Origin of the sequence: Streptomyces barringtoniae (assembly GCF_020819595.1) — a bacterium.
GTDB lineage: Bacteria > Actinomycetota > Actinomycetes > Streptomycetales > Streptomycetaceae > Streptomyces > Streptomyces barringtoniae.
The window spans coordinates 457,028-481,130 of record NZ_JAJHNP010000006.1 but is presented as its reverse complement, the minus strand read 5'-3'; the positions used below and the strand labels follow the sequence as shown (position 1 = coordinate 481,130).

At 70.3% G+C, this 24,103-nt stretch carries 20 protein-coding genes, 2 tRNA genes and 1 pseudogene; 18 read left to right on the top strand and 5 right to left on the bottom strand.

What is annotated here, in order from left to right; translation table 11 throughout:
- Positions 1 to 115: 115 nt before the first annotated feature.
- A complete protein-coding gene (locus LMU33_RS13780; protein WP_228620473.1) occupies positions 116 to 2,419 on the bottom strand; it encodes a bifunctional glycosyltransferase/CDP-glycerol:glycerophosphate glycerophosphotransferase in 2,304 nt (767 codons plus the stop codon).
- A gap of 769 nt (positions 2,420 to 3,188) precedes the next feature.
- On the opposite strand from LMU33_RS13780, the gene proB reads away from it, so the two are divergent.
- The 5 genes from proB to LMU33_RS13755 all read left to right on the top strand — a co-directional run bounded on the left by proB (position 3,189) and on the right by LMU33_RS13755 (position 8,108).
- Positions 3,189 to 4,316, top strand: coding sequence for a glutamate 5-kinase (proB, locus tag LMU33_RS13775; protein WP_228620471.1), 1,128 nt, complete (start codon positions 3,189 to 3,191; stop codon positions 4,314 to 4,316).
- Positions 4,317 to 4,438: 122 nt separating this feature from the next.
- Complete coding sequence (locus tag LMU33_RS13770) at positions 4,439 to 4,864, top strand: DUF8830 family protein (protein WP_228620469.1); 426 nt, start codon at positions 4,439 to 4,441, stop codon at positions 4,862 to 4,864.
- Between the two features lie 110 nt (positions 4,865 to 4,974).
- On the top strand, positions 4,975 to 6,261 hold the full coding sequence (locus LMU33_RS13765) for a glutamate-5-semialdehyde dehydrogenase (RefSeq protein WP_228620467.1): 1,287 nt from the start codon (positions 4,975 to 4,977) through the stop codon (positions 6,259 to 6,261).
- 120 nt (positions 6,262 to 6,381) lie between these two features.
- Complete coding sequence (locus LMU33_RS13760; RefSeq protein WP_443728966.1) at positions 6,382 to 6,948, top strand: SCO2584 family spore wall biosynthesis protein; 567 nt, start codon at positions 6,382 to 6,384, stop codon at positions 6,946 to 6,948.
- A gap of 89 nt (positions 6,949 to 7,037) precedes the next feature.
- Positions 7,038 to 8,108 (top strand): SCO2583 family membrane protein, encoded by a 1,071-nt coding sequence (locus tag LMU33_RS13755; RefSeq protein WP_228620463.1) that lies wholly within the window; start codon positions 7,038 to 7,040, stop codon positions 8,106 to 8,108.
- A 91-nt stretch (positions 8,109 to 8,199) separates the two neighbouring features.
- On the opposite strand, the gene LMU33_RS13750 is transcribed toward LMU33_RS13755, so the two are convergent.
- Entirely contained in the window at positions 8,200 to 9,288 is a 1,089-nt protein-coding gene (locus LMU33_RS13750) for a M48 family metallopeptidase (RefSeq protein WP_228620461.1), read from the bottom strand.
- A gap of 101 nt (positions 9,289 to 9,389) precedes the next feature.
- Between LMU33_RS13750 and LMU33_RS13745 the strand changes: the two genes are divergently transcribed.
- From LMU33_RS13745 to LMU33_RS13705, 9 genes are all read left to right on the top strand, one after another.
- Positions 9,390 to 9,557, top strand: coding sequence for a hypothetical protein (locus tag LMU33_RS13745; protein ID WP_228620459.1), 168 nt, complete (start codon positions 9,390 to 9,392; stop codon positions 9,555 to 9,557).
- 120 nt (positions 9,558 to 9,677) lie between these two features.
- Positions 9,678 to 9,833 (top strand): hypothetical protein, encoded by a 156-nt coding sequence (locus LMU33_RS13740; protein ID WP_194293880.1) that lies wholly within the window; start codon positions 9,678 to 9,680, stop codon positions 9,831 to 9,833.
- 56 nt (positions 9,834 to 9,889) lie between these two features.
- Positions 9,890 to 10,576, top strand: a complete 687-nt coding sequence (gene nadD / locus LMU33_RS13735) for a nicotinate-nucleotide adenylyltransferase (RefSeq protein WP_228620457.1) — start codon at positions 9,890 to 9,892, stop codon at positions 10,574 to 10,576.
- Between the two features lie 16 nt (positions 10,577 to 10,592).
- A complete protein-coding gene (locus tag LMU33_RS13730; protein ID WP_228620455.1) occupies positions 10,593 to 12,308 on the top strand; it encodes an LCP family protein in 1,716 nt (571 codons plus the stop codon).
- Positions 12,309 to 12,409: 101 nt separating this feature from the next.
- Entirely contained in the window at positions 12,410 to 12,853 is a 444-nt protein-coding gene (rsfS, locus tag LMU33_RS13725) for a ribosome silencing factor (protein WP_228620453.1), read from the top strand.
- Complete coding sequence (locus LMU33_RS13720; RefSeq protein WP_228620451.1) at positions 12,853 to 13,521, top strand: histidine phosphatase family protein; 669 nt, start codon at positions 12,853 to 12,855, stop codon at positions 13,519 to 13,521. Before rsfS ends, LMU33_RS13720 begins: the two co-directional genes overlap by 1 nt.
- 93 nt (positions 13,522 to 13,614) lie before the next feature.
- Positions 13,615 to 13,687: transfer RNA gene (locus LMU33_RS13715), tRNA-Ala, on the top strand.
- A 408-nt stretch (positions 13,688 to 14,095) separates the two neighbouring features.
- Positions 14,096 to 14,269 (top strand): hypothetical protein, encoded by a 174-nt coding sequence (locus tag LMU33_RS13710; RefSeq protein WP_107121669.1) that lies wholly within the window; start codon positions 14,096 to 14,098, stop codon positions 14,267 to 14,269.
- 3 nt (positions 14,270 to 14,272) lie between these two features.
- The gene (locus LMU33_RS13705) at positions 14,273 to 14,506 is read left to right on the top strand and encodes a hypothetical protein (protein ID WP_006136074.1); all 234 of its coding nucleotides are present in this window, start codon (positions 14,273 to 14,275) and stop codon (positions 14,504 to 14,506) included.
- Here the strand turns inward: LMU33_RS13705 and LMU33_RS41955 are convergent.
- Positions 14,485 to 15,707: pseudogene (locus tag LMU33_RS41955) on the bottom strand (glycosyltransferase 87 family protein). The gene LMU33_RS13705 and the pseudogene LMU33_RS41955 overlap by 22 nt on opposite strands.
- A 116-nt stretch (positions 15,708 to 15,823) precedes the next feature.
- Between LMU33_RS41955 and LMU33_RS13695 the strand changes: the two are divergent.
- Positions 15,824 to 15,896: transfer RNA gene (locus LMU33_RS13695), tRNA-Ala, on the top strand.
- A 116-nt stretch (positions 15,897 to 16,012) separates the two neighbouring features.
- Here the strand turns inward: LMU33_RS13695 and LMU33_RS13690 are convergent.
- Both LMU33_RS13690 and LMU33_RS13685 read right to left on the bottom strand, forming a co-directional pair.
- The gene (locus LMU33_RS13690) at positions 16,013 to 17,623 is read right to left on the bottom strand and encodes an NADH-quinone oxidoreductase subunit NuoF family protein (RefSeq protein WP_208900905.1); all 1,611 of its coding nucleotides are present in this window, start codon (positions 17,621 to 17,623) and stop codon (positions 16,013 to 16,015) included.
- Positions 17,623 to 18,897 (bottom strand): cytochrome b/b6 domain-containing protein, encoded by a 1,275-nt coding sequence (locus tag LMU33_RS13685; RefSeq protein WP_228620450.1) that lies wholly within the window; start codon positions 18,895 to 18,897, stop codon positions 17,623 to 17,625. Before LMU33_RS13685 ends, LMU33_RS13690 begins: the two co-directional genes overlap by 1 nt.
- 448 nt (positions 18,898 to 19,345) lie before the next feature.
- Here LMU33_RS13685 and leuS point away from each other — a divergent pair, with 448 nt between their 5' ends.
- The 3 genes from leuS to LMU33_RS13670 all read left to right on the top strand — a co-directional run bounded on the left by leuS (position 19,346) and on the right by LMU33_RS13670 (position 24,016).
- A complete protein-coding gene (leuS, locus tag LMU33_RS13680) occupies positions 19,346 to 22,219 on the top strand; it encodes a leucine--tRNA ligase (protein ID WP_228620448.1) in 2,874 nt (957 codons plus the stop codon).
- Positions 22,220 to 22,360: 141 nt separating this feature from the next.
- Positions 22,361 to 23,098 (top strand): hypothetical protein, encoded by a 738-nt coding sequence (locus LMU33_RS13675; protein WP_228620446.1) that lies wholly within the window; start codon positions 22,361 to 22,363, stop codon positions 23,096 to 23,098.
- 72 nt (positions 23,099 to 23,170) lie between these two features.
- On the top strand, positions 23,171 to 24,016 hold the full coding sequence (locus LMU33_RS13670) for a DegV family protein (protein ID WP_228620444.1): 846 nt from the start codon (positions 23,171 to 23,173) through the stop codon (positions 24,014 to 24,016).
- Positions 24,017 to 24,103: the final 87 nt, after the last annotated feature.

The following is a 24,103-nucleotide window of genomic DNA, read 5'->3' as shown; positions in this document are numbered from 1 at the left end:
CGGAGTGGCCTTGGTCGCCGGCAGGAACCGGGTACCGAGGCCCGCCGCGGGAATGACGGCCTTGCGCAGGGCGGGGCGGGGAACCATGGGGTGCTCGTCCTTCTTGTTGTCCATGTCAGGCGCCGATCAGACCGCGCTCACCGGTCGGCTGCCGCGGGATGTGCGCCATGGCGATGGCGGCCGGCGCGGGCGCCGGGGTCCGCTCGGCCAAGGGCAGCACCGCGGGGGCGGGCTCCTCGCCCAGGAAGAGACGGCGCACCACGCGCTCCGCCGCGTTCCCGTCGTCGAACTGCACGAACCGCTTCCGGAACGCGGCCCGCAGCTCGGCGGCCTCGTCGCTGTTCCAGGCGCCGGAGCGGAAGACCGAGATCAGCTCGTCCTCGGAGGTGGCGGTCGCGCCGGGGGTCTCGCCCGGCCGGCCGGAGAGGATGTCGAAGTAGACACCGCGGGCCTTGCGGTAGACCTCCCAGTCGTCCGCGTAGGTGACGATCGGGCGGTCCAGGCACGCGTAGTCGAACATGATGGACGAGTAGTCGGTGATCAGCGCGTCGGCGGCCAGGCAGAGGTCCTCCACCACCGGGTACTTCGACACGTCCTTGATCAGCCCGCGCTCCTGAAGGGCCTCCAGCCGGGGGTCGGCACCGTAGAAGTAGTGGGTGCGGACCAGGACCACGTGGTCGGGCCCGAGTTCGCGGCAGAAGCGCTCCAGGTCGATGCGGGGCACATAGCCCTTCTGGTAGTCGCGCACGGTCGGGCAGTAGAGGATGGCGGTCTTGCCCTCCTCGATGCCGAGCTCACGCCGGATCCGCTGGACGTCCTCGGCGGTGCTGCGGAAGTAGACGTCGTTGCGCGGGTAGCCGTACTCGACCGCCTCGAAGGCGCAGGGGTAGACCCGCTCCCAGATCTCGGTGGAGTGCTGGTTGGAGGTGAGGCTGAGGTCCCACTTGTCCGCCCGCTCCAGCATCTTGGCGAAGCTCATGTTCTTGGCGGCCGCCGGGAACCTCTGCTGGTCGATGCCCATCTGCTTGAGGGGGGTGCCGTGGTGGGTCTGCAGGTGGACCTGTTCCGGCCGCTTCACGAAGTTGTTCGGGAAGTTGACGTTGTTGATGAGGTACTTGGCCCGGGCCATGACCTCCCAGTAGCGCGGCGAGTTGGCGACCACGTAGTCGATTCCCTCGGGGACGGTGTCCACCGCGTCCTTCTTGACGATCCAGACGCCGTGGACGTTCGGGGCCAGCTCCTTGGCCTTGTGGTACACGGCCGCCGGGTTGCAGGCCACACCCCGGTTCCAGTAGGCGGCGTAGACCGCGAGGTTCTCGTCGACGGGGCGGCGCAGGTGCAGCTGGTACAGGCGGTTGTAGGCGGTCTTGCCGAGCTTGGTCTTGACCTTGGCGGCCCGCTGGATCACCTGGCGCCGGGTGTTGCTGGCGGCCATCACCGCCGCGTACGCCGTGTAGGAGCCGCGCTCCAGCAGCTGGAACCTGGTGCCCTGCGTGCCCTCCGGAACGACGAAGCCCTTGGGCTTGAAGCGCTTGTAGTTGGCGGCCGAGAGCTTGAAGAACTCCGCGCGGTCCTTGGGGACGATGCGGTCCTCGCGGGCCAGGGTGAACAGGTAGTGGCTGGCCGCGCGCTCGAACAGCAGGGCCCGGACCGGCTCCAGGTGGGGGCGCTCGTCGAGGAACTCGAAGAGGCGCGCGTACTGCTCGAAGATCCCGAAGTGCTTGCGGCCGGGCGTGCGCATGGAGTTGCCCTGGCGGCGCTGGCGGTACTCGACGCAGACGTGGTCGGTGGCGGCGATGCGCTCGGCGGTCAGCATGGTCTTGTAGACCATGAGGGCATCCTCGTAGATGCCGTCGGTGAAGGTGAAGTTGTGGTCGTCGACGTAGAACTCGCGGCGGTAGGCGCGGTTCCACACCACGGCGAACATGTTGAGGTACTCGGGCCGCTCCAGCGCCGTGAAGACGTCCGTGCCGGCCTCGGCGAGCATCTCGCCGGCAGCGCTCGCCTGGACCCGGTTGTTCCAGTAGGTGCGGACGTGGTTGAGCAGCAGGATGTCCGGGTTGTCCGTGGCCTCGAGGCGGTCGGCTATCGCCTGCAGTGCGCCGTCGGCGAGGGTGTCGTCACTGTCGAGGAACAGGATGTACTCGCCGCGGGCCTTCAGCGCACCGGCGTCCCGTGCCTTTCCGATGCCCCGGTTCTCCTCGAAGTGCACGGGTATGACGCGATCGTCCAGTGCGGCGTATTCGTCGAGTATGCGCCCGCAGGAGTCGGGAGAGTGGTCGTCGATGGCGACGATCTCGAAGTCCTCGAAGGACTGGGAGAGAATGGAGTCCAAGCACGCGCGCAGATACCCCTGAACTTTATAAACGGGGACGACCACGCTTATTTTCGGCGAAGTGCTTCCATTCGCGAGGGGCATGCTTGGAGCTCCTGGGCTGTCGGTCAGAGTCAACCGCCTCCCGCTGCTGACCTGCGGCGGGAGGCGAGAGGCACAAGGAGTGCTAGGTTAAGGTTGGTTTAAGCCTACCCTAACGCGACTCCGGGGCCGCTCTTACTACGGCCCCTCCGTTCCTGGTCAACCGGGCTGTGGCAAGACTCACCCAAGTCTCAACTGTCCTTTTCGGGCCAGAACGTCCTTGTACTGTCGCGAAGCCCTGGAAGGTGTCGGTGCAGCCGGGCTGGAGGTCCGCCGGCTGGGCGACGTCGGCGAGGGTGGTCCGGGGCCGCCCGCCTTGAACGAGGCGAGGTTGTACAGGCGGTGGCGCCGTTCACCCTGTAGCGCACCGCGAGCCGATTGGTGTACTGGGTGGGCGCGGGGGAGTCCGCGGTGGCATGGCGCCGTTGGCGAATCAGAACGAAAGCCCCCCTGGAATGGAAAAGAGAAAAGCGCCAATGTCCGCACCTTTGGTGTGCAAATAAGACATGCCGCGCCAAGGGGGTGCCGGCTGGTTTACTGACCGGTAATTAAAGCAGACGGATCACGTGAATCGGCCGGAAAAGGCCAATATGGCGGTCATGTGCGCGATTTGGCTATCTGCTGGGTCAGGGAGGAGACGTCGCCCCGTTCTGCCCGCCCCGCCGAGCGGCCATGGGATGCCGTCCGCCCACCGGACGCGAGCGCACCACCCGCACCCGTTCGCGTAGATTGCGATGTGGGCAGAAGACCGGGTGAGGGGACGGACGGCAGAGTGGCAAGCGCAAGGCAGGCCGTACACGAGGCCCGCAGGATCGTCGTCAAGGTGGGGTCCTCCTCGCTGACCACCGCCGCGGGCGGCCTCGACGCCGACCGCGTCGACGCACTCGTCGACGTGCTCGCCAAGATCCGCAGTGGTGGCGAGCGGGAGATCGTCCTCGTCTCCTCCGGCGCCATCGCCGCCGGCCTCGCCCCGCTCGGCCTGCGCCGCCGTCCCAGGGACCTGGCCCGGCAGCAGGCCGCCGCCAGCGTCGGCCAGGGACTGCTCGTCGCCCGCTACACCGCCTCCTTCGCCCGCTACGGCGTCCGTGTCGGCCAAGTCCTGCTCACCTCCGACGACATGAGCCGCCGCGTCCACCACCGCAACGCCTCCCGCACCCTCGACAAGCTGCTCGCGATGGGCGCCTTCCCGATCGTCAACGAGAACGACACGGTCGCCACCGACGAGATCCGTTTCGGCGACAACGACCGCCTCGCCGCCCTCGTCGCCCACCTCGTCCACGCCGACCTGCTCGTCCTCCTCTCCGACATCGACGGCGTCTACGACGGCGACCCCAGCAAGCCCGGCACCTCGCGGATAGCGGAAGTGAAGGGCCCGGAGGACCTGGCGGGCGTCGAGATCGGCAGCGCCGGCAAGGCCGGCGTCGGTACCGGCGGCATGGTCACCAAGGTCGAGGCCGCCCGGATCGCGGCCGCGGCCGGCATCCCCGTGGTCCTCACCAGCGCCGTGCACGCGGCGGACGCCTTGAGCGGCGGCGACACCGGCACCTACTTCCACCCCACCGGCAAGCGCTCGGCCGACCGGCTGCTGTGGCTCCAGCACGCCTCCACCCCGCAAGGGGCGCTGACCCTGGACGACGGCGCGGTGGACGCCGTCGTGAAGCGGCGCAAGTCGCTGCTGCCCGCCGGAATCGCCGCCGTGGAGGGCGAGTTCAGCGCCGGCGACCCCGTCGAGCTGCGTGACACGGCAGGCCGTGCGGTGGCCCGCGGGCTCGTCAACTTCGACGCCAAGGAGATCCCCAGGCTGATCGGGCGTTCGACCCGCGAACTGGCCCGGGAACTCGGCTCCGCGTACGAACGCGAGGTCGTACACAGGGACGACCTGGTGCTCCTGCACACGTAAAACGGGACGTAACGACAGCCCCCGGTGGGGGACGTTCCGTAAAACCGCCCCGCGGTGCCGTAGGGCCTGCTCAACTTTGTCTGGAGAGAGACGTTCCCGAGCAGTGGGTGAAGGAGGCCGTCGTGAGACGAGTGCGCGCTGGGGTGGCCACCCGCGGTGCCCTGACGAGCGTCGCGGCCGGCGACACCTATGAGGAGCCCAAGGACCTGCCCCGGCTCTGGCACGTCACCCTCAGCGTCGCCGGGCCGGACGTCCCCCTCACCGATCTACGGCGGGCGCTGGAGCAGCTGGCTCACGACCACCCCTTCCTGCTGACCAGCCGGTACGCGAGCGACCACGCAGAGATCCGGTACTGGGAGGAGGCCCGCGACCTGCATGACGCCGCCGCCGTCGCCCTGCGCCTGTGGGGCGAGCACCGGCAGACCGCCGGACTGCCCCCGTGGGAGATCGTCGGCCTGGAGGTCATCGACCGCGAGACCTACCACCAGCGCATCGCCGAGGGCTACGGCCCGCCGCCCGCCACACCGGTGGGAGTCCATCCCTTTTGATCCGCCTTGATCACCTTTGAGTCCCCCTGAGGTGTATCTCGGGGTTTGGGCCCTGTCTCGGGGTTTGGGATGAGCGGTGTGCGACCCGCCCGGCGCACTACCCTTCCCTCATGACCACGCTCTCGCCGTACGACTCGATGTCCCCGGTCACCCAGGCCGCCTACCGGGCCAAGGCAGCCGCCGCCGACCTCGCGCCGCTCCCGCGGGCCGCGAAGGACGACGCGCTGCTCGCCATCGCCGACGCCCTCGAGGTCCGGACCAGCGAGATCGTCGAGGCCAACGCCAAGGACATCGCCAAGGCCCGGGAGAACGGCACCAGCGAGGCCATCGTCGACCGGCTCACCCTCACCCCCGAGCGGGTCCGCGCCATCGCCTCCGACGTCCGTGACGTGGCGAAGCTGCCCGACCCGGTCGGCGAGATCGTCCGCGGCTCGACCCTCCCCAACGGCATCGACCTGCGCCAGGTCCGCGTCCCGCTCGGTGTCGTCGGCATCATCTACGAGGCCCGCCCGAACGTCACCGTCGACGCCGCCGCCCTCTGCCTGAAGTCCGGCAACGCCGTCCTGCTGCGCGGCTCAGCCTCCGCCTACGAGTCCAACACCGCCCTCGTCCGCGTCATCCGCGACGCCGTCGGCGGCTCCGGGCTGCCCGCCGACGCCGTCCAGCTGGTGCCCGGTGAGAGCCGCGAGAGCGTGCGCGAGCTGATGCGCGCCCGGGGCCTCGTCGACGTACTGATCCCGCGGGGCGGCGCCTCCCTCATCCAGACCGTGGTGAGCGAGTCCATCGTCCCCGTCATCGAGACCGGGACCGGCAACTGCCATGTCTACGTCGACGCCCACGCCGACATCGACATGGCCATCGACATCCTGATCAACTCCAAAGCCCAGCGGGTCAGCGTCTGCAACGCCGCCGAGACCCTCCTAGTCCACCAGGACATCGCCCCCGAATTCCTGCCGCGCGCCCTCGACGCCCTCGCCGAGGCCGGCGTCACCGTGCACGCCGACGAGCGGGTGATGGCCTACGCCAAGGACTCCAAGGCGACGGTCGTGGAGGCCGTGGCCGAGGACTGGGAGACCGAGTACCTCTCGTACGACATCGCCGCCGCCGTGGTGGACTCGCTGGACAAGGCCGTCGAGCACATCCGGTTGTGGACCTCCGGCCACACCGAGGCGATCGTCACCACCTCCCAGCAGGCCGCCCGCCGCTTCACCCAGCTGGTCGACTCCACCACCGTCGCCGTGAACGCCTCCACCCGCTTCACCGACGGCGGCCAGTTCGGCTTCGGCGCCGAGATCGGCATCTCCACCCAGAAGCTGCACGCCCGCGGCCCGATGGGGCTGCCGGAGCTGACCAGCACCAAGTACATCGTCACCGGTGACGGCCACGTGCGCCCCTGAGACCCGCCCGCTCGGCCGCACGTCCGCCCGTCGCGGCGGGCGGCCGAAACGTCGTCTCACCAGTCAGACGAATTTCCATACCGTCTGCCCAAATTGACCCCCCAGGTCTACTCTGGATGCGTGCCGGAGGACGTGGGGGGCACGCCGTTCCCTGACGGCTGGGAGCCCGACGACGACCACGACCACGGGGTGTCGGACGAAGAGTTCGCCTCCGTGGTCTTCGACGAGGCCTTCGTACGGGCGGCCACGGTCCATGAGCCGACCGCCGTCGAGCGCCTCCTGGCCGCCGCACAGGCCAGAGCCGAGGCCTCCGAGGCGGAGGCCCGCCGTGCCCACGCCCGAGGCGAGCACTACGACGACGCCTACGGCCCCGAGGGGACCGATTTCGGCCAAGATCCGGACGACGACGAGCCGGAGGACACCTACGTCCTCGGCGACCGCCACTTCGGGGGATACGGCAGGCAGATCCGCTGGCACCGCCCCGTGGCCTGGCTGCTGGCCGTCGTGATGGGCATCGGCGTGGTCGCCCTGGCCTTTGCCGCCGTCTACCGGGGCGGCTCCGCAGGCACCCGTGACGGGGTCCCCCCGCCCGCCCCGACCGGCCTGGAGCAGGGCAGCGCCGCCGCGCCCTCGGTCTCCGCCGACACCTCCCAGCCCGCCGCCTCGGCCATCCCGCGCTCGCCCTGAACTTCCGCCCCCGTTCTTGGTGAGCACCTGTCAGAAGTTGTCGTGTAGCAGGGCGTTTACCCGAGGCCCACGCGACCTACCCTGAAAGTATGGGCGGGCCTGGAGACCCACCGGAGGGCACACCCGAGGGCGGCCCCGGAGGTGGAGAGGACGAGTACCGATCCGTCGTCTTCGACGAGTCGTTCGTCCGCGCTGCCCGCCTCCAGGAGTACTCCGCCGAGGAGCGGATGGCCGACCACGCGCCCGCCGTGCGCCGCCGGCCGCCCCTGCACCGCGGACTCACCCGGCAGGCCCTGATCCTCGTCCTGCTGATCGCCGTCGCCTTCGGCACCGCGATCTACATGGGCGTCCGCCACCCCTACGGCTCCCAGGAGACCCGGCGCCCCGTCGAGCCCCTGCGGATGACGGTCATCCCGCTCGCCCCGACGGGCAAGGTGCCCGGCACCGCCGACGCCGAGTACCTGTACGCGCACAGCCCCGCCGCCCCGTACGACGTCGGCGCCGAGGGCATACCCCTGCCGGCCTCCCGCAGCACCGCCCACTTCTCCGACAGCCAGGTGGTGACCGCGCTCACCGCGGCCAAGGACTACATCGTCCGCTCCTCGCTCTACCCCGAGGTGCTCACCGGCCGCCAGGTCGGCCCCGCCCGGTCCCTCCTCGACGCCGACCAGCTCGAGCAGTTCGACCAGAGCTTCGACCACCCCGCCGCGGACGGCCGGCACGCCCCCACCGGCTGGCTGGTCCGCATCGACCCCTCCCGCGCCCAGCTCGCCGACGACCGGATCCGTGTCCAGGGCGACCTGCAGGTCATCGAGGCCGACTCGGGCATGCTGGAGGTCACCGCCGACCACACCTTCGTCTACGCCCTGCGCCCCACCGGCGCCGCGGCGAACGCACCGGTGTCCCTCTTCACCGTCCGCCGCGAGCTGACCTTCCGCTTCACCCGCGACGACCTGCGCACCCACCAGGTCCAGCTGGTCACGTCGTACGTCCAGGCGGGTCCCCTCGCCTGCGCCGAGGACTCCACGGCCTACTTCCGCCCCCTCCTGGCCGGTCAGACCGCCCGCACCGGCGGGCCCGCGGGCACCGACCCCTACGAGACGGACAGCCCTGCGGCCCTGTGCGGGACGCTGGCCGCTCGGGCTCAGCCGACGGTGTGAGCGGCCGTGCCGGCCTTGCAGCAGGTGGACAGGAGCCCGGGTGCCCTCGCGGAGGCGGACAGCAGTCCGGTGCCCTTGCGGAGGGGTGACGTCACCCCTCGGCCGGAGCGTCCGTCGGGCCCCCCTTCGCCGGCGGCGGGCTGCGGAAGCCGTCGAAGCCGCGGCGGACCCGGCCGCCCAGGTCGCCCGCGCCGCCGGCGAGGTCCGTGACCAGCTTCATCAGTGGGTCCTTGGAGGTCTTCACATCGCTCGCGTAGCTGGCCGCCGACTCGCGGAAGGAGTCGCTGACCGAGGTGTCCTTGTCCTCGTCGCGCCGCGGGTAGTGACCGTCCATGATCCGCTGGAAGTCCCGGGACTCGGCCCACTTCTTCAGCTCGGCCGCACGGATCGTGGCGAAGGGGTGGGAGCGGGGCAGCACGTTCAGGATCTTCAGCACGGAGTCGCGCAGGTCGCCCCCCGACTCGTACTCCTCCGCCTGCTCCAGGAACGCGTCCACGTTCATCTCGTGCAGATGGTTGCCGCCCGCGATCTTCATCAGGCCGCGCATCGAGGCCTGGACGTCCTGCCCCACCAGCAGCCCCGCCCGGTCGGCGGACAGCTCCGACTTGCGGAACCACTCCCGCAGCGCCGTCACGAGCGCCATGACCGCGAGGTTGCCCAGCGGGATCCAGGCAACCCTCAGCGCGAGGGTGGTCAGGAACAGCAGGATCGTGCGGTACACCGAGTGCCCGGACAGCGCGTGCCCCACCTCGTGCCCGACGACCGCACGCATCTCCTCCTCGTCGAGGAGCTCCACGAGCCCCGTGGTGACCACGATGATCGGCTCGTCCAGACCGATGCACATCGCGTTCGGCTGCGGGTCCTGGTTGACGTACATGGGCGGGACCTTCTCCAGGTCCAGGATGTAAGAGGCGTCCAGCAGCATGTCGTGCAGATGCTGGAACTGCCGCTCGGAGACGCGCACCGAGTCGGACAGGAACAGCAGTCTCAGGCTCCGCTCGGGCAGCAGCCCGCTGAGCGCCTTGAAGACGGTGTCGAATCCGCTCAGCTTGCGCAGCGCGACCAGGGCCGAGCGGTCGGCCGGATGCTCATAGGCACGCGAGGAGATCCCCGGGAAGCGCCTGCGCTGCCTGCTCGGTACCCGCTCGTGCCCCGTCTGCTGCTGGCCGTCGTCGGACATGTCATCCCCCATGTGCGTATGAGTGCCGCTGTGCCCCCGAAGCGGAGCCCAGCCTAGGCGGAGATACCGTGGACGGGCAGTACAGCCGAAGGAGTCCACTCATGGAGCACCACCCCGCAGCCGCCCGGCTGACCGAGGCCGCCACCAGCGCCGTCCAACAGCACGGCTCGTCGGGCAATCTGCTCCGTATCGTCCTGGTCGTGATGATCCTGGGCTGTGCACTGACCGCCTGGTTCCTGTTGAGCGGCTACAAGCGGAAAGACGACTGACGGCTCGGATAAGTTCCCCGCGCGGCCCGAACGGCAGAGTCGGCGTGATCGCCGCCGGGGTGCCCGCATACGATGAGCCGACATCTTTATCCCGCCCACACGCGTTAGGTCCTGCCGAAGATGAGCCTTCACAGCGCCGCAGCCCAGCTGGTCACCCTCGCCGAAGCCGAGGGCGGCCACCACAACAGCCTCAACCCGGCGGTCACCGGCGGCAGCGCGCTCGCCATCCTGCTGCTCCTGCTGTGGATCACCACCCGTTTCAACCGCGACCGCTGAGCGGGGACCCCGTCCCCGGCCGGACACCCAAGGCCGGGCCGGTAGGGTCTGCACGCATGGGAGAGCAGGACATGCCTACCGGCCCGGCGTACGAGACCGCCGACGACACGGTCGAGCACCCGCAGTACCGGCCGTTCGGCGGCCCCGCCCACACGGGCAAGCGCCGCCTCGGCGTCATGGGCGGAACCTTCGACCCGATCCACCACGGGCACCTGGTGGCGGCCAGCGAGGTCGCCGTGCAGTTCCAGCTCGACGAGGTGGTGTTCGTGCCCACCGGCGAGCCGTGGCAGAAGTCCCACCGCAAGGTCTCCCCGGCCGAGGACCGCTATCTGATGACGGTCATCGCCACCGCCGAGAACCCGCAGTTCTCCGTCAGCCGCATCGACATCGACCGCGGCGGCCCCACCTACACCGTGGACACCCTGCGCGACCTCCGCGCGCTCAACCCCGACACGGACCTGTTCTTCATCACCGGCGCCGACGCCCTCGCACAGCTGCTGACCTGGCGGGACAGCGAGGAGCTGTTCTCCCTGGCGCACTTCGTCGGCGTGACCCGGCCCGGTCACCACCTGACCGACCCCGGCCTGCCGGAGGGCGGAGTCTCGCTCGTCGAGGTGCCGGCGCTCGCGATCTCCTCCACGGACTGCCGTGCGAGAGTCGCCAAGGGAGAACCCATCTGGTACATGGTGCCGGACGGAGTCGTGCGCTACATCGACAAGCGCGAGCTGTACCGCGGCGAGTGAGCCGAGAGGGGCACCGGTGAACGACCGATACGACGCGGGCGAAGGCGGCTACGGCGCCGGCCCGTACGAAATCGTCGGCTACGACGAGCACGGCCGGCCCATGTACCGGCAGGTGCCCGCACAGCAGCAGGCTCAGCAGGCGACCTACGACCCGTACGCCCAGCAGCAGGGCTATGGCTACGACCCGTACGGCACCGGCCAGCAGCCGCCGGTGCCCCCCTACGACACCGGCCGGCCCGCACCCGCGCACGATCCCTACGGCTCCCAGGCCCCGTACGACCCCTACGGCACCGGCACCCAGCACCCCGCCGGCTACGACCCCTACGGGCAGGCCGCGAGCAGCGGGCAGCAGCCCCGGGTCACCGAGCAGACCGCCCACATCCCGCAGCAGGCGGGCCCCGTGGGCGGCCCGCACATCCCGGCGCAGCCCGAAGGGCCGCACGACGACGGTGAACGGGACTACCACACCGAGCAGTTCGCGTTCGTGGAGGAGCCGGACGGCGACTCCGGGGACGTCATCGACTGGCTGAAGTTCACCGAGAACCGCACCGAGCGCCGTGAGGAGGCCCGCCGCCGCGCCCGCAGCCGGGTCGTCGCCCTCCTCGTCGTCCTCGCGCTCGTGGCCGTCGGAGGCGTCGGCTACCTCTGGTACGCCGGAAAACTGCCCGTCCTGTCCTCCTCCGGCTCCAAGCCCGGAGCGGCCACCCCGGTCAGTGCCCAGAAACGCGATGTGATCGTCGTCCACCTGCACAACACCGGCAAGGGCGGCACCTCCACGGTGCTGCTGGTCGACAACACCACCACCAAGCAGGGCAGCACCGTGCTGCTGCCCAACTCCCTCGCCCTGAGCGCCGACGACGGCTCCACCACCACCCTCGCCAAGTCGGTGGACGACGACGGCGCCTCCGGCACCCGCGACCAGCTCGGCACCGTCCTCGGCACCGGCATCCAGGCCACCTGGCGCCTGGACACCCCCTACCTGCAGAACCTCGTCGACCTGGTCGGCAACATCGACATCGACACCAACACCGACGTGCCCGACCCGGGCGCCAAGAAGGGCGCCGAGCCGCTCGTCCACAAGGGCGGCGACCAGACCCTCAGCGGCAAGATGGCCGTCGCCTACGCCACCTACCGTGCCCCCGGCGAGACCCAGGACGCCCAGCTGGAGCGGTTCGGCCAGGTCATGCAGGGTGTGCTGCGCAAGATGTCCTCCGACCCGTCGGCGGCCACCACCACGGTGCAGACCCTTGCGCAGATCCTCGACCCGCCGCTCACCGACAAGGACCTCGGCACCTTCCTCGCCAAGCTCGCCGACCTCGCCAAGAGCGGCGACTACAAGACCGCCCTGCTGCCCGTGCAGCCCGACGGCACCCTGAGCGCGAAGACCAGCGACAGCGTGGTGAAGGACATCCTCGGCGGCACCGCCAAGAGCCCCGACGCCGGCTCCGCGGTCCGGGTCTCGGTGCAGAACGCAACCGGTGTGAAGGACGACACGGAGAAGGCCCGCGTGGTGCTCCTCAACGGCGGCTTCACCTTCCTGGAGGGCGGCACCGCCTCCGGCGCGCAGCCCACCTCGAAGGTGGTCTACTCGGACGCCTCCCACAAGTCGGACGCCGCCGAGGTCGCCAAGACACTCGGCCTGCCCGCAGGCTCCGTGGCCAAGGGAAGCGTCTCCTCCGGCGCCGACATCTCGGTCGTCCTCGGAGGGGACTACAAGCCCGCCGGCTCGTGACCGGGTCCCGGGCACCCCACGTGCCACCGTAATCACGTGGGGTGCGCCGGGCGGTCCGTGAGACCCTTGAGGTCCAGTGACCGCCGACCGAAAGCTTCGTAGTGACCGCCACCGACCGTTCTCTTGAGCTCATCAACACCGCCGCCCAGGCGGCGGCCGACAAGCTCGCCCACGACGTCATCGCCTACGACGTGAGCGACGTGCTGTCGATCACGGACGCCTTCCTGCTGGCGTCCGCGCCGAACGACCGCCAGGTCAGGGCCATCGTCGACGAGATCGAGGAGCGCCTGCTGAAGGAGCTCGGCGCCAAGCCGGTGCGCCGCGAGGGCGACCGCGAGTCCCGCTGGATCCTGCTCGACTACGTCGACATCGTCGTGCACGTCCAGCACAGCGAGGAGCGCGTCTTCTACGCCCTGGAGCGGCTGTGGAAGGACTGCCCCGAGCTCGAGCTGCCCGCCGACGCCAAGGCCACCCGCGGCAAGGCGGAGGAGCACGCGAAGCTGCAGGCCGCCGAGGCCGAGCAGGAGCCGGGCGGGGAGTGGTGATGAGCGCCACCGGCGAGGTGACCGACCGCAAGACCCGCGGCCGCCGGATCATCCTGTGGCGGCACGGCCAGACCGCCTGGAACGTCGAGCGCCGCTTCCAGGGCAGCACGGACGTCGCGCTGACCGAGACCGGCATCGGCCAGGCCCGCCGCGCCGCCCGGCTGCTGGCCTCCCTGGGTCCGGACGCGATCGTCTCCTCGGACCTGCAGCGGGCGGCGGACACGGCCGCCGAGCTGGCCGCCCTCACCGGCCTCGACATCACCCGCGAGGAAGGCCTGCGCGAGACCTACGCGGGCGTCTGGCAGGGGCTGACGCACGAGGAGATCATCGCCCGCCACGGCGAGGAGTACGCCGCCTGGAAGCGCGGCGAGGCGGTCCGCCGCGGCGGCGGCGAACTGGAGACCGAGGTCGCCGACCGCGCCGCACCCGTCGTCCTGCGGCACGTCGAGAAGCTGCCGGAGGACGGCACCCTCGTCGTCGTCAGCCACGGCGGCACCATCCGTACCACCATCGGCCGGCTGCTCGGTCTGGAGGCCGGGCACTGGGAGAGCCTCGGCGGCCTCTCCAACTGCTGCTGGTCCGTGCTGGGTCAGGGCGCCCGCGGCTGGCGTCTGCTGGAGCACAACGCCGGCACCCTCCCGGAGCCCGTGCTCGGGGACGACGACTGAGCCTCAGGAGGCTCGCGGACCCCGGATTTCACTTTCTGGCAGGTCACAGGCTAAAGTTCTTCTTGTTCGCCCCGCCGAGCGGGAAGAACGCCAGGGGCTATAGCTCAGTTGGTAGAGCGCCTGCATGGCATGCAGGAGGTCAGGAGTTCAATTCTCCTTAGCTCCACTGATCGACACTCTGTTGAGTTGTCAAAGATCGGTGATGAAGATCCCGTCCCCTCGAGGGGCGGGATCTTCTGTTGTGCATGCCGCCCGCCGCGGGGTGACGGGATCCTGCGATCAGTGAAGCACCCGCCACTGACAGTGACCCCCGACCACTGCCCGTACGGTCCGGTCAGCTGATCGGCGTGGCGTTTTTCGGCACACTGGTACTGGACCGGGTTGAGTCACTCCGCGTTCTGCGCTCGTATACCTGTGCGGAGGCGTTCTCGTGTGTGCGCCTGGACGTCGGCCTCGGCGGCCGTGGCCGGGGGCTGTGTCCGGACTGGTACTGAGGCGTCGCTGACCGTATTGCTCCGGCCGTGGCAGAATCAAACGGCCGGAAGGGGGCGCGGCCCGACGGGAGGGAGTAGCGATGCCTGCGAGCATCCTTGGGGAGGTCGGCCACCTCCTCGGTGCGGCGTTGATACGGGACACGACCACCCGGCTGAGCTGCCCTTCCTGTGGTTCCGCGCATGTGGCCCAAGTTCTCGGCGACAACGGCGGAATCTCCTACGTGTGCACGGCCTGCGGCCACAGCTGGAGCTGATCGATGGGTGCACACAGGCGAAAGTGCGACTGGTGTGGGAGCGGTACGCCGATTGTCCGCGACATGGAGCCGATCAATCCCGACTACCAGTACTGGTGCGAGGAATGCGCGCGGGCGCTGATCATAAAAGGCGACCCGATCGAGACGTACCGGGAATTGGAGGGCGAGCCGATCTACGGCCGTCTTCTCGAAGAGCACTGCACACTCAAGCGGTTCTACTCCTTCGTGACCGCCTGATACCGGGCGCACCCGCCGTCGCGTTCCGGTAGCCGTGCCCGGGCCGGCAGGAGGAGCAGCGCACCGGTTGCCGGGTAGAGGGACGAAAGCATCAACTCCACGGCCTCCTGGTGCAGTTCGGGCCGCCCGGTTCCGTGCGGTACCCACCAGGGGGCGTACGAGCAGAAGACCAGCAGCGTGCCCGTGGCCGCCGCCCTGTGTCCGCGTGCCCACAGCCGCAGTACGAGTGGCACACACCACACCCAGTGGTGCGTCCACGACACCGGGCTGATCAGCAGCGCGGTGACCGCGCAGGCGCACACCGCCCGCTCCCGCCGCCCGCGCAACTCCGCCGCCACGGCGGCCGCGAGGCCCAGAGCGGCCAGGACGGCCGCAGAGGCGGCCCAGACGGCTCCCGGGCCCGGCGTGTGCAGAACGCGCGCCAGAACGCCGCGCAGGGCCTGGTTGGCGGCGTCCTCGGCATCGCCGACCCGGCCCGCGCGGAACACCGCGTACGTCCAGAACCGCCAGGAGTCGCACGGCAGGACGGCCGCCGCCAGCGAAGTCGCAGCGGCGAACACGACGGCTGCCCCGCGCGCTGCCGTAACCACGGCGTCGCGTCCCTGCCCCGCAGGCGGGCCGCGACACCCGTCACGAGCAGGAATACCGGGAACAGCGCGGGCGTCAGTTTGACCGCCGCGGCCAGCCCCAGGCCCGCTCCCGTCCAGCGGTCGTACCGGCCGGTGGGGCGGCGGGTCAGGTCCCACAGCACCAGGACGGCCAGCAGCAGATTGATCTGGCCGTAGCGCAGCGTCGTCCACACCGGCTCGCACCAGACGGCCGGCGCCGTCACCCACCAGACGGCATCCACGCGCGCGTGGCCGACGAGTTTCAGCGACAGCCGTACGAAGACCACCAGCAGCGCGAGGTTCGCCGCCGTCGCCAGTACGCGCAGCGGCGCGGTGTCCAGCAGGGTCAGCGGCGTGAAGAGCAGGGCGGCGAACGGCGGGTAGGTGGTGGGCAGCTGGGCGGCCGTCGCCCGCAGCGCGTACAGGTCACCGCCGTCGCGCACGGTGGCGCCCTCGGCCCGGTACACCATCAGATCGATCATCGACACGTGCGCGGCCCGCTGGGCGCCGAGGAACACCGCGAAGGAGGCCAGGCACACACCCAGCCCGACCGGCACCCGGCGGTGGGCTGCGGACGACGCGATCAGGGTCACAAAAGCAGACATTAGCGACCGTATCGATGTGAAGCGGAAACCGATTTGGCGCTGCGCCTCGCGGACCTGTAATGTTTACGTCGTCGCCGGGGGAACCGGGCGAAACAACAAAACAAGGGGCTATAGCTCAGTTGGTAGAGCGCCTGCATGGCATGCAGGAGGTCAGGAGTTCAATTCTCCTTAGCTCCACAGAAGTCGAAGGCGGATCATCCCGAGGATGGTCCGCCTTCGTCGTGTTGTGTTGCCGGGAGCCGCAGCCGAACGAAGGGGCGGCCACCCGGCCCGGGTGACCGCCCCTTCGTGTCTCAGCGGCCGAGAGCGCGCCGGCCGCGGCCCTGGGAGACGACCGGCAGGTTGCGGGACGGTGCCTGCCCGCGCGTGTCCTCCTCGATGCGCAGGGCGAGCGCCGGACAGCGTCGCACCGCGCGCAGCGCCTTCGCCTCCGCGTACCGCGGCACCTGCGCCTGGGCGACGGTCGGGAAGCCGTCGGCGCCGAGTTCGAACACCTCCGGGAGGATGTCGGCGCACAGTCCGTGACCCCGGCACAGCGTCCAGTCGACGTAGATCTTCTGGCGGCTGGCGCCGGTCTCCTCGGGCTCTCCGCCACCCGGGATGCCCGTCGGGGCCCTGCCCCCCTCGAAGAGCGGCAGAACGCCCTCCACGGGCCGTCCGCAGCCGTTTCCGAGGACGTGCGCGGCCAGGTCGTCGGTGAACGCCTTGATGGTCGACTCCAGGAACATCGCCGAGCCGTCCGGATGCGAACACGCGCCGCGGCGCTTGACGTTCTTCGCGACCTGCTTCAGCGCCTCCAGGGCGGCCGGCCCCCCGCCGTTGAGGATGTCCTCCATGCCGCGCGCGGCGGCGGGCAGTCCGAGGTAGCAGGGGCCGCACTGTCCGGCGCTCTCCTCGGCCAGCCACTGCGCCACCCGCAGCGACTCGCCGAGCGGGCAGGTCTCCTGGCTGATCGGCAGGATCGCGCCCGCGCCCAGCGAACCGCCCACCGCGTCCAGCGAGTTGCGCGAGACGATCGCCTCGTTGACGGTCGCCGCGTCGATCCACTTGCCGTGATAGCCGCCGGTCAGCACGCCCTGCGGCACCGGCGGGGCACCCGCCAGCTGCAGCACGTAGCGCAGCGGCACGCCCGTGGGCACCTCGATCACCATGGGGCGGGCGACCGCGCCGGACACGGTGAGCATGACGGTGCCCGGCTCGTCGTACAGGCCTGTGTTGCCGTAGCGCTCGGGGCCGATGCGGGCGGCGATGGCCAGCTGCGCGAACGTCTCCGCGTTGGACAGCAGCGTGGGCGCGCCGCCGACGCCGCTCTGCGAGGCGCTGATCTTGCGGCCGGGCGGAATCGCCGGGCCGCCGTCGACCGAGCGGATCAGCGAGGCGGCGGCACCGGTGACCATCCGTACCGGGTTGCGCTGCACCCACGCGCGTAGCGCCGATCTACGGCTGTTGCTCAGCCCGCGTTCGGCGAGCGCGGCCTCCATGGAGCGCTGCGTGGACTCGCGGGTGACACCGATCACGAGCGTCCGCGCGCCGAGCGCCTCGGCGCACAGCAGCGCGCCGTCGAGGATCAGGTGCGGGGCGCGGTTGATCAGCACCGTGTCCTTGCGGCAGGCCGGTTCGTCCTCGCTGCCGTTGACCACGACGACCGGCCGCACGCCGCGCTTGATCGCCGACTCGGCGACCGAGCGCAGCTTCTTGTGGAAGGGGAAGCCCGCGCCGCCGCGGCCCCTGAGGTTGATGCGTTCGGCGAGCTGCGCGAGCTGCTCGCCGCCGAGCGGGTCGAGCGGCCCGTGCACCTTCAGGTGCATGGGCAGGTCGAGCCGTTCCACAAGGTCGAAGCCCGACGTGAGCTGCGGAAGACCGACCACGCGGACTTCAGGGACGTCGGGCAGGGCCTCGTTCACTAAAAGCCTCCGGACGGCATGTTCCAAGGTTCGCCCGAACCCGGAGTGTCGTAGGACGCTCCGGGCAGCGTTTCGGTAGCGGGACCGCTGTTGTACGTGTCACCGGCGTTGTACGCGCCATAGAGGCCGTTTGTCTCACCGGTGTCGTACATGTCACTTCCGCCGTATCCAGCGGTGCCCGAATTGCCGTAGACCGGAATGGTCTGCCCGGTGTCCTGGAACGGGTCGTACGCGGACGGCGGGGCCTCGCCGACCGGCGGCGGGGACGGGATCGGCCAGCTGCCCGAGGTGCTGGAGCCGCCGTCCACGCGCGGCATGGCCTCCGTGGCCTGCATGTCCAGCGGCAGGTCCGTGCGGGCGGTCTGGCCTGCGGCGTACGACTGCCGGGAGCGGCCGGGCGTGGAGACGGCGCGGTAGGCGGCCGCGAAGCCCGACGCGGGTTCCGGCGCGGGAGCGGCAGGGGACTGGTACAGCGGCGCGGAAGGGGCGGCGGCCCCCCTGGGCTCACGGCGGCCCTCGAAGCCCGTCGGCGCCGGCTCGGCCACCCGGGAACGGCTCGCGTCCAGCTCGTCGAGTCCCGGCCGCTCCGAGCTGCCGAACAGCGCCACCAGCCGGTCGGCGACCCTGCGCTTGACCGGGCGCGGCGCGGCGCGCAGCGCCAGGGCGGCCATCACGCCCAGCAGCGACAGGCCGTAGGAGATCACGAAGAACGGCTTGGCCGCGCGACCCGCGTACAGCCCGTGGATCAGCGCGGCGCACCAGGCCGGGTAGGCGAGCATGTGCATGGCGCGCCAGCGGGCGGCGACGGGGGCCGGGGTGGCGAAATTGCTGCGCAGGGCGCCCGTGACGCCCACGAAGATCATCAGCAGGCCCGCCAGCGAACCCAGCCCGATCAGGCCGCCGATCCCGGTGACGCCGAGCGAGAACGGGATGATCGCGGCGATCGCCTTCGTGTGGCCGAGGGCGACCTTTGTGGTGATGTGCAGCAGGAGGAACGCGATCGAGGCGACCCCGAGCGTGCGGTGCACCGCCTGGCCGACGATCCGCTGCCGGATGTTCAGGAAGATCCGGTCCTGCGCGAACAGGCCCCAGATCACCGAGCAACTGAGCGAGACCAGGGACAACACGCCCGCGCCGAAGTTCAGGAAGTCGCGGAACTGGTTGCCTCCGGCCAGTACGAGCACGGGTATGAGCAGCAGGACGACGGCCGATGCCACCCCATAGGCCGAGCGGCCCGGTTTGGGGAGGGAGCGGGTACTACGACGAGGGTTCATGGGGGCAACTCCGAGCAGTTTCGGGAAAGCGGTCCCGCTGCCGAACTCTAGGTGGCGCCATACCGATCAGTACGGGGTTTGAGTTATTGCGTTGTTACCAACGGACAATGCGACTGGGGTGATGTCCCTTAGTGGACGGTACGCGAAGTAATTGTTGACCTTGATTCAGCTCCCTCTTCCCTCGGTTCCTGGCATGTCCACAAGGGATACGGAAGCGCGCCGCCGCTTGCTCAAGCGTGTGCCGGCCCGCTGAAGCCCGTCGCCGCCCGCTCGAGGCCTGCGGTACCCTAACGCCATGCGTGCCGTACGCCTTCTGCTTAGCGGGCCGCGCTGATCAGTACCGACCCCCGGTCGAACCCGTGAGGTCGGCATCGGCGCGGCGTCCCCTCCTGTGCGAGGGGATTTTTCGTTTCCGCAGGCAAAGACGATCGATGGAGCTTTGAGGATCATGAGCGAGACGAACCCCGCTGCCGCCGCCGAGGTGGCCGCGCCGCACCGCTACACGGCCGCCATGGCAGCCGAGATCGAGGCACGCTGGCAGGACTTCTGGGACGCCGAGGGCACCTACGCGGCGCCGAACCCCAAGGGCGACCTGGCGGGCGACCCCGAGCTGGTCGCCAAGCCCAAGAAGTTCATCATGGACATGTTCCCCTACCCCTCGGGCGCGGGTCTGCACGTCGGTCACCCGCTGGGCTACATCGCCACCGACGTCTTCGCCCGGTTCCAGCGCATGACCGGCCACAACGTCCTGCACACCCTGGGCTTCGACGCCTTCGGCCTGCCCGCCGAGCAGTACGCCGTGCAGACCGGCACGCACCCGCGCGTGTCCACCGAGGCCAACATCGAGAACATGAAGGTCCAGCTGCGCCGGCTGGGCCTGGGTCACGACAAGCGCCGGTCCTTCGCCACGATCGACCCGGACTACTACAAGTGGACCCAGTGGATCTTCCTGCAGATCTTCAACTCGTGGTACGACGACGAGGCGAAGAAGGCCCGGCCGATCTCCGAGCTGATCGCACAGTTCGAGTCCGGTGAGCGCGCGATCGCGGGCACCACGCGCGCGTGGAACGAGCTGAGCGCCTCCGAGCGCGCCGACGTCCTGGGCGAGTACCGCCTGGCCTACGCCTCCGAGGCGCCCGTCAACTGGTGCCCGGGACTGGGCACCGTGCTGGCCAACGAGGAAGTCACCGCGGACGGCCGCTCCGAGCGCGGCAACTACCCGGTCTTCAAGGCCAAGCTGCGCCAGTGGAACATGCGCATCACCGCCTACGCCGACCGGCTGCTGGAGGACCTGGACCAGCTGGACTGGCCCGAGGCCATCAAGCTGCAGCAGCGCAACTGGATCGGCCGCAGCGAGGGTGCCCGCGTCGACTTCCCCATCGACGGCGAGCACATCACGATCTTCACCACCCGCCAGGACACCCTGTTCGGCGCGACCTACATGGTGCTGGCGCCCGAGCACCCGCTGGTGGAGAAGTTCACCCCCGAGGCCTGGCCCGAGGGCACGCACGAGGTGTGGACCGGCGGACACGCCACCCCGGCCGAGGCCGTCGCCGCCTACCGCGCGCAGGCCGCCTCGAAGTCCGACGTCGAACGCCAGGCCGAGGCCAAGGACAAGACCGGCGTCTTCACCGGCGCGTTCGCGACCAACCCGGTCAACGGCGAGCAGATCCCCGTCTTCATCGCCGACTACGTCCTGATGGGCTACGGCACCGGTGCGATCATGGCCGTCCCGGCGCACGACACCCGTGACTTCGCCTTCGCGCGCGCCTTCGAGCTGCCGATCCGCTGCGTGGTCGAGCCCACCGACGGCCGCGGCACCGACACCACGACCTGGAACGACGCGTTCGTGTCGTACGAGGCGAAGCTGGTCAACTCCGCGAGCGACGAGGTCAGCCTGGACGGCCTGGGCGTCGTCGAGGCCAAGTCCCGCATCACCGAATGGCTGCAGGGCAAGGGCATCGGCGAGGGCACCGTCAACTTCCGCCTGCGCGACTGGCTGTTCAGCCGCCAGCGCTACTGGGGCGAGCCCTTCCCGATCGTCTACGACGAGGACGGCGTCGCCCACTCGCTGCCCGAGTCGATGCTGCCGCTGGAGCTGCCCGAGGTCGAGGACTACAGCCCGCGCACCTTCGACCCGGACGACGCCGACACCCAGCCCGAGACCCCGCTGTCGCGCAACGAGGAGTGGGTCAACGTCACCCTGGACCTGGGCGACGGGCCGAAGCAGTACCGCCGCGAGACCAACACCATGCCCAACTGGGCGGGTTCCTGCTGGTACGAGTTCCGCTACCTGGACCCGCACAACGAGCGGCAGCTGGTCGACCCCGAGATCGAGCAGTACTGGATGGGCCCGCGCGAGGGCCAGCCGCATGGCGGTGTCGACCTGTACGTCGGCGGCGCCGAGCACGCCGTGCTCCACCTGCTGTACGCGCGCTTCTGGTCCAAGGTCCTGTACGACCTGGGACACGTGTCCTCGGCCGAGCCGTTCCACAAGCTGTTCAACCAGGGCATGATCCAGGCCTACGTCTACCGCGACAGCCGTGGCATCGCGGTGCCGGCCGCCGAGGTGGAGGAGCGCGACGGCGCGTACTACTACCAGGGCGAGAAGGTCACCCGTCTGCTGGGCAAGATGGGCAAGTCCCTGAAGAACGCCGTGACCCCGGACGAGATCTGCGCCGAGTACGGCGCCGACACCCTGCGCCTGTACGAGATGGCCATGGGTCCGCTGGACGTCTCCCGCCCGTGGGACACGCGCGCGGTGGTCGGCCAGTTCCGGCTGCTGCAGCGGCTGTGGCGCAACATCGTCGACGAGGCGACCGGCGAGGTCACCGTCACCGACGCCGAGCCCGACGAGGAGACCCTGCGCGCCCTGCACAAGGCGATCGACGGCGTCCGCCAGGACCTGGAGGGGCTGCGCTTCAACACCGCCATCGCCAAGGTCACCGAGCTGAACAACCACCTGACCAAGGCCGGCACCGCGGTGCCGCGTTCGGTGGCCGAGCCGCTGGTGCTGATGGTCGCCCCGCTGGCCCCGCACGTCGCCGAGGAGCTGTGGCGCAAGCTGGGCCACACCGACTCGGTCGTCCACCAGGACTTCCCGGTCGCCGACCCGGAGTACGTCGTGGACGAGACCGTGACCTGCGTCGTGCAGATCAAGGGCAAGGTCAAGGCCCGCCTGGAGGTGCCGCCGGCCATCTCCGAGGAGGAGCTGGAGAAGGTGGCGCTGGCCGACGAGAAGGTCGTCGCGGCGCTGGACGGCGCGGGCATCCGCAAGGTGATCGTCCGTGCGCCGAAGCTGGTGAACATCGTCCCGGCGTGACCGTCAGGACGCCGCAGCGAGCTGTCTCGGGGTAGTCCCCTACGGGCAGGTTCGGGGTTTTTCTGGAACTCCGGGCCTGCCCGCTGCGTTTACCGTGGAAAGCGCGGCGGCGTGTGCCGCACCAGCCCGAGGAGGAGCATCGTGGAAGCAGTGATCGCCGTGTTCGCCCTGCTCTTCCTGCTCTTCATCGGCCTGGGCGCGTACGCCACGGTGAAGGCGGTCGGCGCCGCCAAGCGCGGCGTGGACCGGACGATCGAGCAGGCCCGCCGCACCGTCGAGGACCACACACTGCGCGCCAAGTCCTTCGTCCAGGCCGGTCCGGCCGCCGAGATCGCGCAGCTCAGGCTCGCGCTGCGCACCTCCATGCGCGCCACCCGGGACGCCCTGCGCGCGAGCGCGGCCGAGGACGAGTCGCTGAAGGAGTCCCTCGGCCTCTTCGAGCGGCTCAGCGCGCACGGGCACGAGCTGGACGCAGACCTCCGGCGACTGGAGTCGGAGCCGGACCGCGCCGAACTCCGCTCACGGCTGCCCGAGCTGCGCAGCCGTACCGAGCGCATCACCAAGTCCGCGGACTCCCTGCGCTGGGCGGTCCGCGACCGGGCGCGCCGCTTCGGCGACGACGATCTGGGCGCGCTCAGCGATCAGATAGACATCGAGGCCGACGCCCTGCGCCACTGGACCCCGGCCGGTTCCGCGCAGGCGGAGGGACAGCAGCCCGACATGAGCGCCGCATCCACCCCCGACGGTCCGGCGGGCCCGCGCGCCCGCTCGCGGACGTCCCGCCCCGCCGAGGAGCAGGCGCGCCAGGCGATCACCCCGCCGTCGCCACGCCTCACCCACCCCTGGCAGAAGAAGCCGCGCCCCGAGAGCACCACCTGACCCGGCCGCTCCAGTCCCGCACCAGGGGGGCCGGACTGCCGCGCGAGCACTACGGCAGGTAACCTCCAGCTCATGTCCCGCCATGTCGCGATCGTCACCGATTCAACGGCCTACCTGCCGCCGCGGACGATGGAGCGTCACGGCATCACCGCTGTGCCCCTGACCGTGGTCCTCGGCGACCGGGCACTCGAAGAGGGCACCGAGATCTCCACCCGCTCCCTGGCCCAGGCGCTGCAGAAGCGCCGGCCCGTCACCACCTCGCGCCCGAGCCCCGAGATGTTCGCGGAAACCTACCGCAGGGTCGCCGAGTCCGGTGCGAACGGCATCGTCTCCCTGCATCTTTCCGCCGAACTGTCCGGCACCTACGACGCGGCGGTCCTCGCGGCCCGCGAGGCGCCGGTGCCGGTACGGGTGGTGGACACCGGGATGGTCGCGATGGCCCTCGGCTTCTGCGCGCTCGCCGCCGCCGTGACCGCCGAAGCCGGCGGCACGATGGACGAGGCCGTCACCGCCGCCGAGAAGCGGGCCGCGGGTACGTCCGCCTACTTCTACGTCGACACCCTCGACTATCTGCGCCGTGGCGGCCGCATCGGAGCCGCACAGGCGCTGCTCGGTTCCGCACTCGCCGTCAAGCCCCTGCTCCAGCTGGACGGCGGTCGCATCGAACTGCTCGAGAAGGTCCGTACGGCGTCCAAGGCCATCGCGCGTCTGGAGGAGATCGCCGCCGAACGGGCGGGCGGCGCCGAGGTCGACATCGCCGTCCACCACCTGGCCGCCCCCGACCGTGCCGCCGCGCTCGCCGACCGGCTGCGGGAACGGGTGCCGGGCCTGGCCGACCTCCATGTCAGCGAGGTCGGGGCGGTCATCGGGGCACACACCGGTCCCGGGCTGCTCGGAGCGGTGGTCTCACCCCGCTGAGCCATCACTCGTACGGGTGGCGGAGTTATCCACAACCGGGCTGTCATCCACGGGAATTGACCAAGATCATCGCGATTCGGCGGGATG

Excerpts from the sequence above, each read along its gene's own strand:
- LMU33_RS13780 (WP_228620473.1), bottom strand. The coding sequence starts at position 2,419 with ATGCCCCTCGCGAATGGAAGCACTTCGCCGAAAATAAGCGTGGTCGTC.
- LMU33_RS13765 (WP_228620467.1), top strand. The coding sequence starts at position 4,975 with ATGACCACGCTCTCGCCGTACGACTCGATGTCCCCGGTCACCCAGGCC.
- LMU33_RS13755 (WP_228620463.1), top strand. The coding sequence starts at position 7,038 with ATGGGCGGGCCTGGAGACCCACCGGAGGGCACACCCGAGGGCGGCCCC.
- LMU33_RS13750 (WP_228620461.1), bottom strand. The coding sequence starts at position 9,288 with ATGTCCGACGACGGCCAGCAGCAGACGGGGCACGAGCGGGTACCGAGC.
- LMU33_RS13745 (WP_228620459.1), top strand. The coding sequence starts at position 9,390 with ATGGAGCACCACCCCGCAGCCGCCCGGCTGACCGAGGCCGCCACCAGC.
- LMU33_RS13740 (WP_194293880.1), top strand. The coding sequence starts at position 9,678 with ATGAGCCTTCACAGCGCCGCAGCCCAGCTGGTCACCCTCGCCGAAGCC.
- nadD (WP_228620457.1), top strand. The coding sequence starts at position 9,890 with ATGGGAGAGCAGGACATGCCTACCGGCCCGGCGTACGAGACCGCCGAC.
- LMU33_RS13720 (WP_228620451.1), top strand. The coding sequence starts at position 12,853 with ATGAGCGCCACCGGCGAGGTGACCGACCGCAAGACCCGCGGCCGCCGG.
- LMU33_RS13710 (WP_107121669.1), top strand. The coding sequence starts at position 14,096 with ATGCCTGCGAGCATCCTTGGGGAGGTCGGCCACCTCCTCGGTGCGGCG.
- LMU33_RS13705 (WP_006136074.1), top strand. The coding sequence starts at position 14,273 with ATGGGTGCACACAGGCGAAAGTGCGACTGGTGTGGGAGCGGTACGCCG.
- LMU33_RS13685 (WP_228620450.1), bottom strand. The coding sequence starts at position 18,897 with ATGAACCCTCGTCGTAGTACCCGCTCCCTCCCCAAACCGGGCCGCTCG.
- leuS (WP_228620448.1), top strand. The coding sequence starts at position 19,346 with ATGAGCGAGACGAACCCCGCTGCCGCCGCCGAGGTGGCCGCGCCGCAC.
- LMU33_RS13670 (WP_228620444.1), top strand. The coding sequence starts at position 23,171 with ATGTCCCGCCATGTCGCGATCGTCACCGATTCAACGGCCTACCTGCCG.